General features: G+C 38.6%; 15 protein-coding genes, 1 tRNA gene and 1 pseudogene. 13 read left to right on the top strand and 4 right to left on the bottom strand.

Going from position 1 to position 17,457, the window contains the following annotated elements; all coding sequences use genetic code 11:
* Position 1 precedes the first annotated feature (1 nt).
* The 5 genes from CWB65_RS14755 to CWB65_RS14735 all read left to right on the top strand — a co-directional run bounded on the left by CWB65_RS14755 (position 2) and on the right by CWB65_RS14735 (position 5,026).
* Positions 2 to 643, top strand: coding sequence for an MBL fold metallo-hydrolase (locus CWB65_RS14755; RefSeq protein ID WP_008132457.1), 642 nt, complete (start codon positions 2 to 4; stop codon positions 641 to 643).
* Positions 644 to 758: 115 nt separating this feature from the next.
* Positions 759 to 1,217 carry an Lrp/AsnC family transcriptional regulator gene (locus CWB65_RS14750; protein ID WP_002960703.1) on the top strand — a complete coding sequence of 153 codons (459 nt, stop codon included), beginning with the start codon at positions 759 to 761 and terminating at the stop codon, positions 1,215 to 1,217.
* A 113-nt stretch (positions 1,218 to 1,330) separates the two neighbouring features.
* Complete coding sequence (locus CWB65_RS14745) at positions 1,331 to 2,887, top strand: SulP family inorganic anion transporter (RefSeq protein ID WP_006794467.1); 1,557 nt, start codon at positions 1,331 to 1,333, stop codon at positions 2,885 to 2,887.
* Positions 2,888 to 3,131: 244 nt separating this feature from the next.
* Positions 3,132 to 4,205, top strand: a complete 1,074-nt coding sequence (locus CWB65_RS14740) for a sensor histidine kinase (RefSeq protein ID WP_008132460.1) — start codon at positions 3,132 to 3,134, stop codon at positions 4,203 to 4,205.
* Positions 4,202 to 5,026, top strand: a complete 825-nt coding sequence (locus CWB65_RS14735) for a LytR/AlgR family response regulator transcription factor (RefSeq protein ID WP_006794465.1) — start codon at positions 4,202 to 4,204, stop codon at positions 5,024 to 5,026. The genes CWB65_RS14740 and CWB65_RS14735 overlap by 4 nt, the downstream gene beginning before the upstream one ends.
* A gap of 56 nt (positions 5,027 to 5,082) precedes the next feature.
* Here CWB65_RS14735 and pyk read toward each other — a convergent pair whose 3' ends face one another.
* Positions 5,083 to 6,519 (bottom strand): pyruvate kinase, encoded by a 1,437-nt coding sequence (gene pyk / locus CWB65_RS14730; protein WP_006794464.1) that lies wholly within the window; start codon positions 6,517 to 6,519, stop codon positions 5,083 to 5,085.
* 378 nt (positions 6,520 to 6,897) lie between these two features.
* Here pyk and gnd point away from each other — a divergent pair, with 378 nt between their 5' ends.
* On the top strand, positions 6,898 to 8,271 hold the full coding sequence (gene gnd / locus CWB65_RS14725; RefSeq protein ID WP_008132461.1) for an NADP-dependent phosphogluconate dehydrogenase: 1,374 nt from the start codon (positions 6,898 to 6,900) through the stop codon (positions 8,269 to 8,271).
* Positions 8,272 to 8,336: 65 nt separating this feature from the next.
* On the opposite strand, the gene ansA is transcribed toward gnd, so the two are convergent.
* Positions 8,337 to 9,347: an asparaginase gene (gene ansA / locus CWB65_RS14720; RefSeq protein ID WP_006794462.1), complete on the bottom strand. Its 1,011-nt coding sequence runs from the start codon at positions 9,345 to 9,347 to the stop codon at positions 8,337 to 8,339.
* An 82-nt stretch (positions 9,348 to 9,429) separates the two neighbouring features.
* Complete coding sequence (gene sppA, locus CWB65_RS14715) at positions 9,430 to 11,295, bottom strand: signal peptide peptidase SppA (protein WP_008132465.1); 1,866 nt, start codon at positions 11,293 to 11,295, stop codon at positions 9,430 to 9,432.
* 288 nt (positions 11,296 to 11,583) lie between these two features.
* On the opposite strand from sppA, the gene CWB65_RS14710 reads away from it, so the two are divergent.
* The 7 genes from CWB65_RS14710 (at position 11,584) to bamJ (ending at position 16,914) form a co-directional block, all read left to right on the top strand.
* On the top strand, positions 11,584 to 13,545 hold the full coding sequence (locus CWB65_RS14710) for an oxidoreductase (protein ID WP_008132466.1): 1,962 nt from the start codon (positions 11,584 to 11,586) through the stop codon (positions 13,543 to 13,545).
* An 89-nt stretch (positions 13,546 to 13,634) separates the two neighbouring features.
* Entirely contained in the window at positions 13,635 to 14,318 is a 684-nt protein-coding gene (locus tag CWB65_RS14705; protein ID WP_006794459.1) for an HvfX family Cu-binding RiPP maturation protein, read from the top strand.
* A 118-nt stretch (positions 14,319 to 14,436) separates the two neighbouring features.
* Positions 14,437 to 14,985: an NAD(P)H nitroreductase gene (locus CWB65_RS14700; RefSeq protein WP_006794458.1), complete on the top strand. Its 549-nt coding sequence runs from the start codon at positions 14,437 to 14,439 to the stop codon at positions 14,983 to 14,985.
* A gap of 206 nt (positions 14,986 to 15,191) precedes the next feature.
* Positions 15,192 to 15,569, top strand: coding sequence for a hypothetical protein (locus CWB65_RS14695; RefSeq protein WP_006794457.1), 378 nt, complete (start codon positions 15,192 to 15,194; stop codon positions 15,567 to 15,569).
* A gap of 126 nt (positions 15,570 to 15,695) precedes the next feature.
* Positions 15,696 to 15,786 (top strand) — tRNA-Ser (locus tag CWB65_RS14690).
* 51 nt (positions 15,787 to 15,837) lie between these two features.
* On the top strand, positions 15,838 to 16,224 hold the full coding sequence (locus CWB65_RS14685; RefSeq protein ID WP_008132468.1) for a hypothetical protein: 387 nt from the start codon (positions 15,838 to 15,840) through the stop codon (positions 16,222 to 16,224).
* Between the two features lie 69 nt (positions 16,225 to 16,293).
* Positions 16,294 to 16,914 carry a BamJ family beta-barrel-assembly machinery protein gene (gene bamJ, locus CWB65_RS14680; RefSeq protein WP_006794455.1) on the top strand — a complete coding sequence of 207 codons (621 nt, stop codon included), beginning with the start codon at positions 16,294 to 16,296 and terminating at the stop codon, positions 16,912 to 16,914.
* 245 nt (positions 16,915 to 17,159) lie between these two features.
* Here the strand turns inward: bamJ and CWB65_RS14675 are convergent.
* Positions 17,160 to 17,457, bottom strand: a pseudogene (locus tag CWB65_RS14675) (TonB-dependent receptor); the annotation flags it as partial.

The raw sequence follows: 17,457 nt of genomic DNA, 5'->3' as shown, positions 1-17,457 counted from the left end.
GATGAAAATTATAACAATACCGGTGACACCTTTTTCACAAAATTGCAGAATAATAGCTTGCGAAAGTACTCAAGAAGCAATCGTTGTTGACCCCGGTGGTGACAGCGATAAGATAATTGCTACTTTAACGAGTAATAGTTTAACCTTAAAAGCTGTTTGGTTAACCCATGGGCACTTAGACCATGTTGGTGCAGCTGACGTGCTTCGTAGGCAGTTTGATATTAAAATTATTGGCCCGCACAAGGATGAACGTTTTTGGTTTGATAATTTACCAATGCAAGCTCAAATGTTTGGTTTTCCTCCTATTGATCCTTTTTACCCAGATGAGTGGCTATCGCATGGTGACACTTTGAGCCTAGGTAAATTAAAATTCGATGTAATGCATTGCCCAGGTCATACGCCAGGACATATTGTATTTTATGAACAAGATAATAAATGCGTAATTGTTGGTGACGTTATATTTAAAGGCTCTGTGGGTCGAACCGACTTTCCACAAGGCAATAGTCAACAACTTTTAGAATCTATTAAGGCTAATATATTAACCTTGCCGGTGAAGACCGCTATTTTGTCGGGGCATGGCAGCGAGACAACGGTAGAGCATGAAATTAAAACGAACCCTTTTGTGAGTGGGCAGTACGGATAGTGAGTTAAATGTATTAATTATGAATAATTTATACATAGAAAAACTAAAAATAAGCAGACTGTTTTTAAAAATGGTTGTATAATTTAACCAGTTTATTTGATAAATAAGAAATAAAATGTCTCTAAATCACGTAGATCGCCAAATTTTGGCACTTTTGCAACAAGACGCAAGTCTATCAACTGCTGAAATAGCCGACAAAGTAGGCTTATCTCAATCACCTTGTTGGCGTCGAATTGCTAAACTTGAACAAGACGGCTACATAAAAAGCAAAGTGGCATTGTTAGATGAAAAGAAACTAGGCTTTGATATGCTGGTATACGCACATGTGCGTTTATCTAACCATGGTAAAAAAAATCTGGCTGAGTTTGAAAAACTGATCATGAGTTATGATGAAGTTACAGAGTGTTATACAATGGCTGGTACCATGGATTTTATGTTACGCATAATTTCACAAGGTATAGAGGGTTACGAACATTTTGTCAGAGATAATTTATTAAGTTTGGAATATGTACAGGAAGTGCATTCAAATGTAACAATGACATGTGTAAAACGAAGCACTTCTCTTCCTTTGTAAACGGATAACTTTTTAGAGCTATTTAGTTTAAAAGACAATGTAATTGTTAAATGAGCGCTAATTTGCTAGAATTTAGCGCTTTTTTTATACCCAAAACACACCTGAGGATCTCAATGTTTAACTTACTCAGTAGGGCGCCAAGCTCTGCTAAAAACGATATTCTATCTGGTTTAACTGTGGCGTTAGCCTTAGTGCCAGAAGCTGTTGCGTTTGCCTTTGTAGCAAATGTAGAACCTTTAGTTGGTCTATATGCCGCGTTTATCGTAGGTTTAATTACGGCTATATTTGGCGGCCGCCCTGGTATGATTTCAGGTGCTACCGGTGCATTAGCGGTTGTTATGGTAAGTTTAGTACTTGATCATGGTGTTGAGTATCTCTTTGCAACCGTGCTTTTGATGGGTATTTTGCAAATACTCGCGGGAATATTCAAGCTCGGTAAGTTTATTCGTATGGTACCGCATCCTGTAATGCTAGGGTTTGTAAACGGCTTAGCTATTGTTATATTTTTAGCCCAGTTAGGTCAGTTTAAAGTACCTGACGGTATGGGCGGTCAGCAATGGATGACGGGTGAACCATTGTTTATTATGCTAGGGCTAGTCGCGCTAACTATGGGAATTATTCATTTCCTTCCTAAGTTAACAACGGCTATTCCTTCGTCTTTGGTTGCGATTGTAACGGTGACTGGCTTAGTGATTGGTTTAGACCTTGAAGCACATACCGTATTAGATTTTTTAAAAGGGATGACAGGTGACGAAGCGGCAACAATCGCAGGTGGGTTGCCAGAGTTTCATATTCCTATGGTGCCATTTAATTTAGATACGCTGCAAATTATCTTCCCTTATGCACTGATACTTGCTGCTATCGGCCTGATAGAGTCATTATTAACGCTTAGCTTAATTGATGAAATTACTGAAACCCGTGGTCACAGTAACAAAGAGTGTATTGGCCAAGGCGCTGCAAATATAACGTGTGGCTTTTTTGGTGCAATGGGTGGTTGTGCAATGATTGGCCAATCAATGATTAATATTAATTCTGGCGGTCGTTCACGTTTATCAGGTATCAGTGCAGCATTAATGTTGCTTGCATTTATCATTTTTGCTTCAAGTTTAATTGAAATGATCCCACTTGCCGCACTTGTTGGGGTTATGTTTATGGTTGTGCTTGGTACATTTGAATGGGCAAGTTTTAAAATGATGAAGCGCGTTCCATTGTCAGATGCCTTTGTAATCGTGTTGGTTTCAGGTGTAACGGTGATTACCGATTTAGCGATTGCAGTGTGTGTAGGTGTCATCGTGTCTGCACTTGTTTTTGCATGGCAACATGCCAAGCATATTTATACAACTAACTACATTGATGAAGAAGGCTCAAAAGTATATGAGTTACATGGGCCATTATTTTTTGGTTCAGTTAAAAACTTTTCTGAATTATTTGATGTTAAAAATGACCCAGAGAACGTTATTGTAGAGTTTAAACATAGCCGTGTATCAGATCACAGTGCAATAGAGGCTATCGACGCATTAGCTGATAAATATACTAAAGCAGGTAAACAGCTTCATTTGCGTCATTTAAGTAAAGACTGTACTCAGTTACTGCACAAAGCGCGTGATTTAGTTGAAGTAAATGTAATAGAGGATCCAACTTATAAAGTTGCGTCAGATAAACTTGCTTAAACAATAATTATCAACGTGTTAATGAAAGCGAAAGGGTAATACCTTTCGCTTTTTTATTGCGCGTAAGTTAAGTTTGCGTTGATTGTATTAAAAACTAAGATAGGCGGTAGTGCTAAACAGCCTCGTAAATCTATATAATAGGCGATGATATGAATTAGTTTATTTATAAAATTAATTAGTCATTAATAAATACAAGCTAAGAATAGATTTTAAAGTAGTTACTATTTTGGAGACAGTGTAAATTTTGAATTGGCAATCTTTAATTGATAACCGTCAGCGCTTTTTTTGGCTTTTGCAGATTGCAGGCTGGATAGGGTATGCGCTTGTCAATTACATTGGTTCTAAAGTATTTGAAATGCGTGATATTTACGTATTTGTTATATTATTAAATGCTTATGCTGGCTGTCTTATGACAGTACCTCTTCGCTATATTTACCGTACAGTTTGGAATGCTTCACCTATAGTGCTGATGTTAGTGGTGTTTGGTGCATCTTATGTCACAGGTACATTATGGGCTGTTGTACAAAAATTTAATCTATGGGAAATATATCGCCATGGTTACAGGCCAGAAGAGTGGTTTTATTACCTGCAACAAGGATTGGATTCTGTTTACATTATTTTGTGTTGGAGTGGTTTATACTTTGGCGTTAAATATTATCAGCTATTGCAAAGTGAACGTCAAAAAGCATTAAAAGCAACTACAATGGCCCACGAAGCCCAATTAAAAATGCTTAGGTATCAGCTTAACCCGCATTTTTTATTCAATACGCTAAATGCCATTTCAACATTAGTTTTGGTAAAAGAAAATAAAGATGCTAACTTAATGGTCTCTAAATTGAGTGACTTTTTAAGATACACATTAAATACCGATCCCATAAAAAAAGTACCACTTGAGCAAGAGTTACATGCGTTAAAGCTATATCTTGATATTGAAAGAGTACGTTTTGATGAACGTTTAAAGGTAAACATAGACGTAAGTGAACAAGCAAAACAAGCGCTTGTGCCTAGTCTTATATTGCAACCTATTATTGAGAACGCAATTAAATATGCGATTGCCCACTTATCTGCTGGTGGTGTAATTGATATTAAAGCCCAAGTGTTTGCTAACGAATTACTCCTTGAAGTGGGAGATAACGGGCCTGGCACAGAATTAGAAAATGGCAAGCTTGTTAACGCACAAGGTGTTGGCATTGCAAATACCAAAGATAGATTAAAAACGCTCTACGAAAATAATTATTCGTTTGTATTATCACATAATACGCCAAGTGGATTAAAAGTTAATCTGCGAGTGCCGTTTGAGAAGGCTGTGAAGAAATGATGAAAATCAGAACGCTTATTGTTGATGATGAACCATTAGCGCGCAAAGGTTTAGATGTAAGACTTTCAGAATTTGATGATATTGAAGTTATTAAATTATGCAGTTCAGGTGCAGATGCAATACAGACGTGTAAAAACGAAAAAATAGATTTAGTATTTTTAGATATTCAAATGCCAGGCATGAATGGTTTTGAAGTTGCTCGCGCGTTAAGTGAAAGCACTAAAGTACTACCTGCAATCGTGTTTGTTACCGCATTTGATCAATTTGCAGTAAAAGCATTTGAAATTCATGCATTGGATTACATTTTAAAACCCGTTGATGATAACAGACTAAAACAGGCGGTAGAAAAAGTGCATACCTATTTAAAAACGCAACAAGACAACGCCCATAAGAAAAAACTCGCGAGTTTTGTAGCTGGCATTACCGGAAATAACTGTGAAGAAATTCTCAAAAAACTAGCAACCGGTGATACTTTAGCTGATAAACGTTACCCAGAGTCGTTGGCAGTAAAAGAGCAGGGCGAAATTATTCGTGTTCCAGCAGCAACCATTCAATGGGTTGATGCAGCAGGTGATTATATGTGTTTACATTGCCAAGATGGACAAACACATATATTACGTAAAACAATGAAAGAACTTGAGCAAGAGCTCGACCCTCATTTATTTGTTAGGGTTCATCGCAGCGCAATTGTAAATACAAAACAAATCAGTAAATTAGTAACACAGGTTAGTGGCGAGTATTTACTTGTTTTAGAAAATGGACAAGAGTTGAAAGTAAGCCGAAGTTACCGAGATAAAGTAAAAGCAGCATTAGCGAGCTAAAATTATAGTTAGAAATAAAAAATGCGAGCTAAGCTCGCATTTTTTTAAAGCGTTAATTACTCAACAGTAACAATTTTCATTGTATTTGTTGCACCAACCGTTTCCATTGAATCACCATGCGTTAAAATCACAGTATCACCTGACGCTAATGATCCTTGGGCAACAAGCGTATCTAAAGCTGCTTTAACCATTGCATCTTTTTCTGTTTGTGTTGAATCAAAAAACACAGGGTAAACACCACGATAAAGTGCGGTTTGACCAAGTGTACTAGCATGACGAGATAGTGAGTAGATTGGTAAACCCGAACTAATACGTGACATTAGTTTTGCTGTGCTACCTGATTCAGTAAGCGTTACAATAGCTTTAACAGAGTCTAAATGGTTTGCTGCATACATAGCAGATAATGCAATTGATTCTGCATTATTAGAAAAACGGCTATCTAAACGGTGCTTAGATACGTGTGTTTCTTTTTGTGATTCAGCACCTAAACAAACTCGCGCCATAGTCGCTACAGTTTCTTCAGGGTAATCACCCGCTGCGGTTTCTGCAGAAAGCATTACAGCGTCGGTACCATCAAGCACTGCGTTTGCAACATCCATTACTTCAGCACGTGTTGGCATTGGGTTATCGATCATCGATTCCATCATTTGCGTTGCTGTAACAACAGTACGGTTCAATGAACGAGCACGACGAATAATAAGCTTTTGCTTGCCCATTAACGCAGCATCGCCAATTTCTACACCTAAGTCACCACGCGCAACCATAACAGCATCTGAAGCAAGTACAATGTCGTCAATCGCTTCTTGCGTTTCTACAGCTTCAGCACGTTCAATTTTTGCAAGAAGTTGCGCTTTAGAGCCAGCTGCTTCTGCTAAAGAACGAACGTAACGCATATCATCACCACTACGTGGAAAAGATACCGCAATATAATCTACATCGATTTCTGCTGCTGTGATTAAATCTTCTTTGTCTTTATCAGTAAACGCAGGGGCAGTTAATCCACCGCCCAAACGGTTAATCCCTTTATTATTTGATAAAACACCTCCCACTGTAACGGTACAGTGAACTAGATGATCAACTACTTTATCAACTGTAAGTTGAATTAAACCATCATTTAAAAGAAGTAAATCGTTAGGAGATACGTCTTGTGGAAGCTCTTTATAATCGATGCCTACAGCGTTTACATCGCCTTGCCCTTTTTCCATTTTTGCATCAAGAATAAACTTAGCGCCCACTTCTAGGGTTACTTTGCCTTCTTTAAACGTTGATACACGGATTTTAGGACCTTGAAGGTCGGCAAGAATAGCAATATGTTTGTTCAATCGTTTTGCAATATCACGAACTGCTTGTGCACGGTCTTTATGATCTTGAGCCACACCGTGTGAGAAGTTTAAACGTACTACGTTTGCGCCTGCGCGAATAATTTTTTCTAAGTTGTTATCTCTATCGGTAGCGGGCCCAAGGGTAGCGACTATTTTTGTGCGTCTTAGCATCAATTTCTCCTGTGTGCTTGGTGAAAGCAGGTTGACGGTTATTTTGTTTACGATAGATATAGCTTTATAAAGCTATATCTTTAGTTGTAGGCAAAGCTAAAAGAATTGCCACTATTTTATACAAAACTATTGTGTCATCATTATGACACCGGTGTCAAAATGCGTCAATGATCATAATTTTAATTTGCTTTGCTTTTAGTCACCCTTTGCTCGATGATATTTGATATAATTGCGGGGCTTTTATACCTGTAGTGAAATATTACTTTGTATTGGCTCATTGTTAGTATTTTATTACTGTATACGTATAAAGCATGCGGTATTATTGAATGAATACATTGAATTTTCTAACCAAATAGTTGTTACCGAGGAGGACACTAAATGCAAGTTGCATTAGTCGGGTTAGGCGTTATGGGGAAAAATCTTGCCCTAAATTTGATAGAAAAGGGGATAACGCTTGTTGCTTATGACAAAAACCCACATGCGGGTGAAGAGTTAATAAGTTGTGCTAAATCTCAAGGCATGGCTGACAAACTTCACATTGTTTCTGATTTAGGAGACATGGTAAGGCGTTTAGAAGCACCTCGTTCTATTTTATTACTTGTTCCTGCGGGTGAGTTAGTAGATACCGTTTGTAATGAACTGGTAAACGCAGGCGTAGAGTGTGATGATATTATAGTTGATTGTGGTAACAGTAATTATAAAGATGGTATTACGCGTAAACTTAAATACCAAAATAAATTTGAGTTTGCCACCATGGGTATTTCAGGTGGTGCAGAAGGTGCCCGCCATGGCCCAGCAATGATGGCAAGTGGGTCAGAAGGTGGCTGGGAACGTATTGAACCATGGTTTGAAAAAGTAGCTGCAAGTTACAATGGTAGCTCTTGTTTTGCACGTGTTGGCCAATCGGCAAGTGGACACTTTGTTAAAATGGTTCACAACGGCATTGAATATGCACTTATGCAACTCATTGCAGAAATGTATCAATTACTACGCTCAGGAACTAACCGTTCTCCAAAAGAAGTAGCTGCAATATTTGATGAGTGGGAACAAGGGCAGTTAAATAGTTACTTACTTTCTATCTCTAGCCACATATTAACCCTTGAAAATGATAAAAATGAGCCACTAGTCGACCTTATTGATAATAAAGTTGGCGCTAAAGGTACAGGTTTGTGGACTGCACAAAACGCGCTAGAGTTAGGAATTGCAGTACCATCACTTGTCGCTGCTGTTCAAGCCAGACACCTAACCAATGCCTGCGATACAACCGCTGCACAAGAAATGACGTACGCTTCAAAATCAACCAATATCGTTGATATTGATCTCGAAGAGCTTAAAGATGCATTTACACTTGCTAGTTTACTTGCGTATCGCCAAGGTTTAGCACTAATTAAAGGCGCATCTCGTACACACCAGTGGAAAGTTGATTTGTCGAAAACATTACAAACTTGGCGTGCAGGTTGTATTATTCGAGCTGACTACCTAGATAGCGTGGCGCAAGGAGTCGAATTTATAGATTCACTCGATAAAGAGGCGAATGCACTACGTAAGATAACAGGACAAGCTGTTATGTCTGGTTTGGCGTTTCCTGTATTAAGCTCTACACAAACTTACCTAGCAACGTTAACAACACCAAGTAATGGGCACCTAGTTCAAGCCCAGCGTGATTATTTTGGTGAGCATGGCATTAAAACCCATAGTGGTGAAACCTGCCATTTGACTGACCTAGTTGAGATTGACGCTAAAGTTCGTTAATTCTTTATTAGACAAAAAGGCACGCTATAAGCGTGCCTTTTTTGATTCTCCAGATGTGTAACTCTTTATCTTGTTAATTCACCACGCATATTATCTTGCATTAAGTGGCGAATAGTCTCGATTTCTAGATTCTGGCTGAATAGGCAATGAAGTTTGGTTAGGCAGGCTTCTAAAGTCATATCATACCCACTAATAACGCCAATATTTAATAAGGCGTTGCCGGTTGCGTAACCGCCCATATTGACTTGGCCTTTTAGGCATTGTGTTAAATTAACAATAATCATTCCTTTATTACTTGCTTCACTTAAAACAGATAAAAACTTATCGTCTTGAGGTGCATTACCCACGCCAAAGCTTAATAACACTAAAGCCTTAATGTTATCGTTTACAAGGCTCTTCACAACCTCGGTACTTATTCCTGGGTATAAATAAAGTACGCCAATTGGCTGTGGTGTTATTGTGGTTACTTGAAGTTCGTTTTCAACATAAGGACTTAGTTGGCCTTTAATAAGTTGAATATTAATGCCTGATAATGCAAGAGGCTCTAAATTTGGTGAAGCAAAGGCATCAAAACCATCTGCATGTGCTTTAGTAGCTCTATTACCTCTAAATAACTGGTTATTAAAAAACAGACTCACTTCTGCAATTGGGTAATTAGCAGCTAAGTACATCGCATTTAACAAATTAACCTGTCCATCAGATCGTAGTTGAGAAAGTGGAATTTGCGATCCGGTAACAATAACGGGTTTAGTTAAATTATCAAACATGAATGAAAGTGCCGATGCAGTATAGGCCATGGTGTCTGTACCATGCAGTACAACAAAGCCGTCGTATTGCTGATATTTGCTTTTTATATCATCTGCAATAAGCTGCCAGTGCGCAGGGGACATGTCAGATGAATCAATAAGTGGACAGTATTCGTGAATATCAAATAAGGGCATTTCATCACGATTAAATTCGGCATTGTTCATAACCGTTTCGGTTAAGAAACCTTCTGCGGGAATGTAACCCCGACTTGATTTTTTCATTCCTATGGTACCGCCGGTATAAGCGATATAAATGCGTTTACGTTTCATAAAAAAAGCCCAGTAAAAAAAAATGGGCTTAGTATAACCTGTCGCTAGTGTAAATAAAGCAACGAGTGTGAATCACGCACCTTTATTGTGCAACTTTACACTCTAAACAACGAGCGTACACACCCTGTGGATCGTTATAATCCTTGAGGCTTTCAACTTCACTACTCAGTTGTTGAATGACGCTGTTTAAATTAGCTTGTGTTGCTAAAACAGGTGGTGCTTGTGTTTGAAGACCCAACATCGATTTCACTGATGCACTTCCAAAAATGTCTTGTAGCATTTTTTCTTGCGGGCTCAAATCTTGTGTGATTGTTTTAACATCGTAGTTTTCTAACTTAGCAAGGGCGGCTGCAGCATCAATTGCATCTTGCTTATCACCTAGCTTATCAATTAATCCCAGTTCAAGTGCTTGAGAAGCAATCCAAACTCGACCTTGCGCAATTGCATCAACTTCCTCAGGCGTCATGCCTCGAGCCTGAGCTACAACATTCAAAAATCGACCGTAAGCCTCTTCAACACTCATTTGAATAACTTGAGCCATTTTTTCGTTAAGTGGGCGAGTGACAGAAAAACCTGCCATTTCGGTGGTTGCAACACCATCAGAATACACCCCAATTTTTGATAGTGTATTTTCAAATGTCATAAGTGTACCAAATACGCCAATCGACCCTGTAATCGTACTTGGTGCAGCCCATATTTCGTTTGCAGCAGATGCAATCCAGTAACCGCCAGATGCCGCAACAGAACTCATTGATGCGATAACAGGTTTACCGCCTGCTTTTAGAGCTAATACCTCTGCGCGAATAACTTCAGATGCGAACATACTACCGCCACCTGAATCAATACGAAGTACCACTGCTTTTACTTTATCATCAAGTCTTGCTTTACGGAGAAGGGCTGCGGTAGAGTCACCACCAATTTCGCCCGCTCTGCGCTCACCATCTACAATTGTTCCTCTCGCTACAACAACCGCTACTTTCTCAGTAATTGGGTTATCAAAAACGACAGGAGGCTTAACCAGGCTCAGGTATTGACGAAACGAAACGTGTTTAAATGTTTTACCATCTTCTTGCGCACCCACTAAATCTATCAATTGTTGGCGTATTTGCTGAGTTGTTTTAAGCGAATCAACCCATTGATTATCGAGTGCATATTTACCAGCATCACCGTTAGCAGCTTGCATTTTTTCTAGGTAAACATCCATAGTTTCATCAAAGTTTGACTCGTCGAATGGACGTACAGCAGAAACATCTTGCTTATACTCATTCCAAAGTGCACCCAACCATACACGATTTGCTTCTTTAGCCGCATCAGACATATCGTTACGGATAAAGGGTTCAACAGCTGATTTAAATGTACCTACTCTAAAAATATGCTGTGTTACTTCTAGTTTTTCTAGTGCGTCTTTAAAATACAGTGGGTACATGCCGTAACCTTCAATAGCTACGCTTCCATACGGATGCATCGCTATTTCGTCAGCATGTGCAGCAATGTAATATTGCGCTTGCGTGTAGTAGTAACCTGTAGCGATTACTTTTTTGCCAGCCTGTTTGAAGCCTTCAATAGCGTTGGTAATTTGTTTAAGTTTATTTAAATGCGCTTTAGGCATTTCTTGTAAATCAAGAAGCAGTACACTAATACGACTATCTTTTGCTGCTTCGTTTATGACTTCAACAACATCATCAAGTAAAATCTCACTTGGTTGGTCGTTACCTGATGTTGCGTCATTTAAAGCCGCCTCAATAGGATCTACATATAACTTTTCTTCAACCAATGGACCATTTAGGTTTAACCTAAGAACAGAGCCTTCCTCTACAATAATTTTATCATCATCGCTTGATATACCTGCAATAAATACAATAACAAGTAGCACAAACAAAAAGTTGATTATTAATCGACGAGAAAAGTTTATTCCAGCCCAAATGCCTTTGAATATTTTTGCTATCAAAATAGCTCCTTAATTTGGTACAGCTAATACATTTGTTTCATCTTATCCTAGAATAAATATAAATTTAACTGCTAAATCGTAACGAAGTGTTTATAAATACGTTCAAGCTACCGAAAACAATGGATTTATTATGCGATACACTCTCGCATTAAATAGTAATTTTGAGATGAGTACGTATTTTAAGCGTGTCTTAAGTATCAATTAAATACATGCAAATATTGCTTATTCGTTATCATTAAAGCAGAATTAGTTAATCTACACAGGTTAGACCAGTTAATGGGGCATGAGATGTTAGAACAACAACTACAATTAAAACACACACAATTACGAAACAGATTAGTTATGGGCTCAATGCATACGGGCCTCGAAGAGGGATGGCATAACAGAAAACGTTTACGTGCATTTTATGAAGCCCGTGCAAAAGGCGGCACAGCCATGCTCATTACCGGTGGCTATAGCCCGAACCTGCGAGGCAAGTTAACGCCAATATCGTCTTCTTTTAACAGTTATTATGATGTTTTTAAGCATCGCGCATACACAGATGCTGTTCATAAACATGGTGGGAAAATTTGTTTACAGTTACTGCATGCGGGTCGCTATGCTTATCATCCTTTCAATCAGGCACCCAGTGCTATTCAGGCTCCAATTAATCCCTACAAGCCTAAAGAAATGTCACTGAGCTCAATTAAAAAAACGATTAAAGACTTTGCGCACTCTGCTTATATGGCTGAAAAAGCTGGGTATGATGGCGTTGAGGTAATGGGGTCTGAAGGTTATTTGATTAATGAATTCATGGCGCCACACACCAACAAACGCGAAGACGAATTTGGTGGAAGCCTTGAAAACAGAATGCGCCTAGCGCTTGAAATAGTCAAAGCGGTTAGGGCTAAAGTATCTGATAAATTTTTAATTATATTTAGACTGTCAGTTATGGATCTAATCCCTGATGGGTCCACTCCTGATGAAGTGGTTATTCAAGCCACTGAGCTTGAAAAAGCCGGGGTTGATATTTTTAATACGGGTATTGGCTGGCATGAAGCGCGCGTTCCTACGATTGCAAGTATGGTTCCACCAGGAGCCTTTAAAGAAGCGTCTAAGCGCTTAAAAAGTGTTGTTAGCGTTCCAGTCATTGCAGTAAACCGTATTAATACACCTGACATTGCAAATGACATTTTAAATGCAGGTGAAGCCGACCTCATATCAATGGCTAGACCTTTATTAGCTGATCCTGAGTTTTTTAATAAATATCAAAATGATCAAACAAAACAAATTAACATTTGTATTGGCTGTAACCAAGGCTGTTTAGATCATGTATTTAAAAATAAACGTGCAACCTGCTTGGTTAATCCTCAAGCGGCTTTTGAGCTTGATTACCCGCTCGATAAAGCGACAAACTCAAAAAATGTACTTGTTGTGGGCGCAGGCCCTGCTGGCTTATCCGCAAGTTGTTATTTGGCTCAAAAAGGTCATAAGGTCACTTTGATTGACCAAAAAGCGCAAATGGGTGGCCAATTTAATTTAGCCATGCAAATACCTGGCAAAGAAGACTTTAATCATACACTGGCATACTTTATTAATGAGCTAGAACGTTTAGATGTAGCGGTTAAGCTCGAAACATCATACAACGAGTCAATGCTGACACAGTACGACGACATTGTATTTGCCACGGGTGTTCGCCCACGTGAGGCGTCAATTAAATGTAGTGATAACAAACGAGTATTTGCATACGATGAAGTAATTCGTGGCGAAGTCGAGTTAGGCAACTCTATTGCCATTTTAGGTGCTGGCGGCATTGGTTTTGATATGGTGGCATTTTTAAGTGAACATAAATCACAAACCATTGATGAGTTTAAAACGCAGTGGGGAATTGAATGTGAACCGAAGCCACACAAAGACGAGCGTCAGTTGTACATGTTAAAAAGAAGCGCTGGCCGATTTGGTAGTGAACTTGGAAAAACAACAGGTTGGATCCATCGTCAAGTAGCTAAGCAGCATGGTGTAAAACAAATTGCGGATTGTCAGTATCAAAGCTTCGATAGCAAGGGTTTAACTATTGCAGTTGGTGGTGAAACTCAGGTTTTACCGGTCGACACTGTTATTGCGTGTATTGGTCAAGTTTCAAATGATGAAGTTGTAAAGCCTCATGCTGAAAACGCTAAAGTACACGTTATTGGTGGCGCTAAACTCGCTGCTGCAATTGATGCTAAGCGCGCTATTTTTGAAGCCCTTCAAATAGCGAGAAGTATTTAACCTTTCGACAAGTTGAAATAGTTTAGTAATTCATGCGGTCTTGGTTGTTTATAGTCTATAACTAAATAAACATTAAACACAGGATACGCATGAACACACTGACTCGCTTCTATGTAGCTGCAATAGGTAAACTATCATTTTTAGATGGGTTACCTCCTTTACTTTTTAGATTAATTTTAGCCCCTGTGATGATTATCGCGGGTTATAATAAGCTCGCCATCAGCGGCGATGCTACTGGCTTTTTCAATAATTTATTAGCATCACCTGATGTTGTGCAATGGTTTGGAAATAGTGAATGGGGCTTAGGTTTACCGTTTCCCGACTTACTTGCATTTTTAGCTGGTTGGAGCGAATTTTTGGGAGGTTGGTTTTTATTATTAGGCCTATTGACTCGCCTCGTAAGTATTCCTCTAATGTTTACTATGGTTGTTGCTGCAACATCAGTGCATTGGCACAACGGCTGGTTTGCAATTGCTCCGACTAACCCTGACACGAGTGCAGCTCAGGTACTTGATTGGTTGTCTATACCCGGCGCCAAAGAAAGTCTTGAAAACTCAGTTGAAGTACAAGAGCGAATTGGCAAAATACGATCAATAGTCGATGAGCATGGGTTTGTAGATTACCTGTACGAAAAAGGTAAACCTTCAATTTTAAATAATGGGATAGAATTTGCTGCCATTTATTTCGCAATGCTCCTGAGTTTATTTTTCACCGGAGGTGGGCGTTTTGTAAGCGTTGATTATTGGCTCAGAAGAAGTGTCTTTAAAGAGTAAATTTAACGTAAGTTTATATACGCCAGCAAAAATTATTTTTTGCTGGCGTTTTTATTTCAATATTTATCAACACAGACTTAAAATGTTACCCTAGCGTTTTAAATATCGAGAAATAATTATGGACGCTATTGAGCTTTTATTAACTCGCCAATCCGACTCAAAACTAACAGAGCCTGGCCCATCAATTGAGCAGCTTAATATTATTAAACAAGCTGCACTTCGTGTCCCCGATCATGGTTGCATAGCGCCATGGCAATTTATTGTTGTTGAAGGGCAAGCGCGTGAAAAGTTAGGGTCGATTTACCACGAGAGTGCTGTGGCAGAGCAACAAGAAGATAAAGTTATAAACCGAGCTAAAGAATTACCGCTTCGTGCTCCAATGATCATCATTGCCATTGCTAAATATCAACAACATCCTAAAGTTCCTCGTATCGAGCAAGTGCAAAGCGCAGGGTGTAGCGTACTTGCAATGCAACAAGCCGCATTTGCACAAGGGTTAGGGGGTATTTGGCGCACGGGTTATTTTGCACAAAGTAATGCGGTTAAGCTAGCGCTTAATTTAAACGAGTTAGATGAAATTGTGGGTTACTTGTATATAGGTACACCTGCCGTCGATTGTAAAAAATCTCCAAGACATAAACCGGAAACTTATTTTACGGATTTATAAATAAGTGTGAACTTTTACATACATATAGGGTCACTTATAATTGAGTGTAAATTTTAACCACTGATTATTATTGTCAGTGAGAAACTGCAAGAAGGGCATGGATGCTAAATAACTTGATAATTCTTCTGCAGATTGTTTTTTAATCGGTTGTTTTTTGATAATGTATGGAGAGTCTCAAAATAATAACGATAAAGAAGACTTAAATTATGGGAAATTTATTTTTACGTGAAAAAGAAAACTGGCTCGCTTGGTCAATTTGGGGGCTTTTAGGTGCGTTTGTTACGTTATATGTAGCAATGAGTACAAATGCTGCCCCTTTTATTGCCGGTTCAGCCGTCAGTGTATTGGTACTACTTACTTGGTGGATGCAACAATCTAAACGATTTGATTTTGGACGTGCATTTAAAGTGTGTTGTTATGTACTTATGTTGAGTATTCTGCCTACTTTTATGTTTGTCATTGTGCCAAGTGACGACTTAAACCGTTTTGATTTAATTTTTCAAGGGGTTACTTTTTTCTCATTGAGCTTGTTGGTTTGCTTAGTGTGTTCTTGGATTGCGCGTAGGCCTAAACAGTATTATTAGTAACCGCTATTTTTAAAATCTTAAAATGAATAAGTGATAGTTTTTTTACGCTACTAGATTAAATTTTATTTTTTTACATTTAAAGCTTTACAAATATCTCGATAACCCATATTATTCGCGCCGTACGGAGAGATGGCAGAGTGGTCGAATGCACCGGTCTTGAAAACCGGCATAGGTTTGTAGCCTATCTAGGGTTCAAATCCCTATCTCTCCACCATTATTTAAAAAACCGCCTTATGGCGGTTTTTTGCTATCTGGGGTTTGATAAATGACAGACAAAGCAACTATTCCTATGAGTGCACAGCTTTTAAAACACATTCTTTTATGGATCGTGTTTGGTTACTGTTACCAAAGCGGCATGAGCGTACTAATTAAAATGGCAGCCGATGCACAACCAGAACACCCATTAATTACAGCGTTTGCATATGGTGTAGGTTTTAATATTTTAGTGGCCCACTTAATTACTAAGTACGATACAAAATGGCCCCTAGTTGCCTCAGTTTTTATTGGTGTAGTTGGATTAGTCGCTGTACCAATTATTATTGGCGGCACCGATAGTTTATTAACTTTTTCATTGCTTGCCGGATTTTTATTCAGTTTGATACTTAGTTGCTTTATTGTTGGTCTGTTAAAGGTAAAACTCAATAAAAACTAGCACCAAACGTGCGTTATTTTGTGATAGCATACTCATGTCTTTTAACTAACAAAACGTGAAAAACACATTATGTCAGATAATTTTACTACAGATGCTGAAAAAGCAAGTTACGGTATTGGCTTACAAATGGGTGAGCAACTTAAGTCTAATCCTTTTGAAGGCTTAAACCTAAATTCAGTGTTTGAAGGCATGAAAGATGCGTACGCAGGTAGCGCTTTTCAAGTTGAGATCCCAGAGATCCAAGCTGCATTTGAAAAAGTTAACGAAGAGATTCAAGCTCGTCGTGAAGAAGAGTCAAAAGTACTTTCTGCTGAAGGTATTGCATTCTTAGAAGAAAACGCAAAACGTCCTGAAATCACTGTTACTGAGTCTGGTCTTCAATATGAAGTATTAGCAACAGGTGAAGGCGAAAAGCCAACTGCTGAGTCTACAGTACGTGTTGATTACCACGGTACATTAATTAACGGTACAGTATTTGATAGCTCTTACGAGCGCGGTCAACCAGCTGAATTCCCAGTAGGTGGCGTGATCAAAGGTTGGACTGAAGCTTTACAAATGATGCCAGTAGGCACTAAATGGCGTATTTACGTTCCTCATGAGCTAGCTTATGGTGAACGTGGTGCAGGTGCTGCAATTGCACCTTTCTCAACGCTTGTATTTGATGTTGAGCTACACGAAATCCTTTCTTAATAGTCGTTATTAAGTTAGTTAAAAAACCGCGCTTATTATTAGCGCGGTTTTTTTGTGCCTATAAAAATTACCTTTAATTATTGTCAGGCAATACGCATAGTCACTTTTAAAATGATTAACGCCAAACGCCAAACGCCAAACGCCAATTACAAAGCAAGTCATTAAAAAAAACCGCATTTAAAAATGCGGTTTCAAAAGGGAGTTATTAATTAAACACTTTAATCTCAAAGCATAGCTTTTAATGATTAAAAGTAGCCGCGAACACCCAAGCGAATATTTCTACCTGGAAGAGGGGCTTTATCTTTTATAAATGAGGTATGAACAAACCCAAGCTCATCAGTCAGGTTATCAACATTTATATAAAATTGAGCATCAACAGCACCTAACCCTAATTGGTAGTTAGCTTGAGCATCAAATAACGTATAACCATCCGTTTGGCTTTCAAACGCAGTGATATCATTTTGATCGAAGTAATGTGTGCCAGTTAACGTTAGTTGTAGGTTACCTAAATCATACTGTAACTTTGTAGTGGTCAATAAAATT

It is taken from the genome of Pseudoalteromonas sp. S554 (assembly GCF_005930865.1).
Classification (GTDB): Bacteria; Pseudomonadota; Gammaproteobacteria; order Enterobacterales; family Alteromonadaceae; genus Pseudoalteromonas; species Pseudoalteromonas marina.
This window is presented reverse-complemented; position numbering and strand designations above follow the sequence as displayed.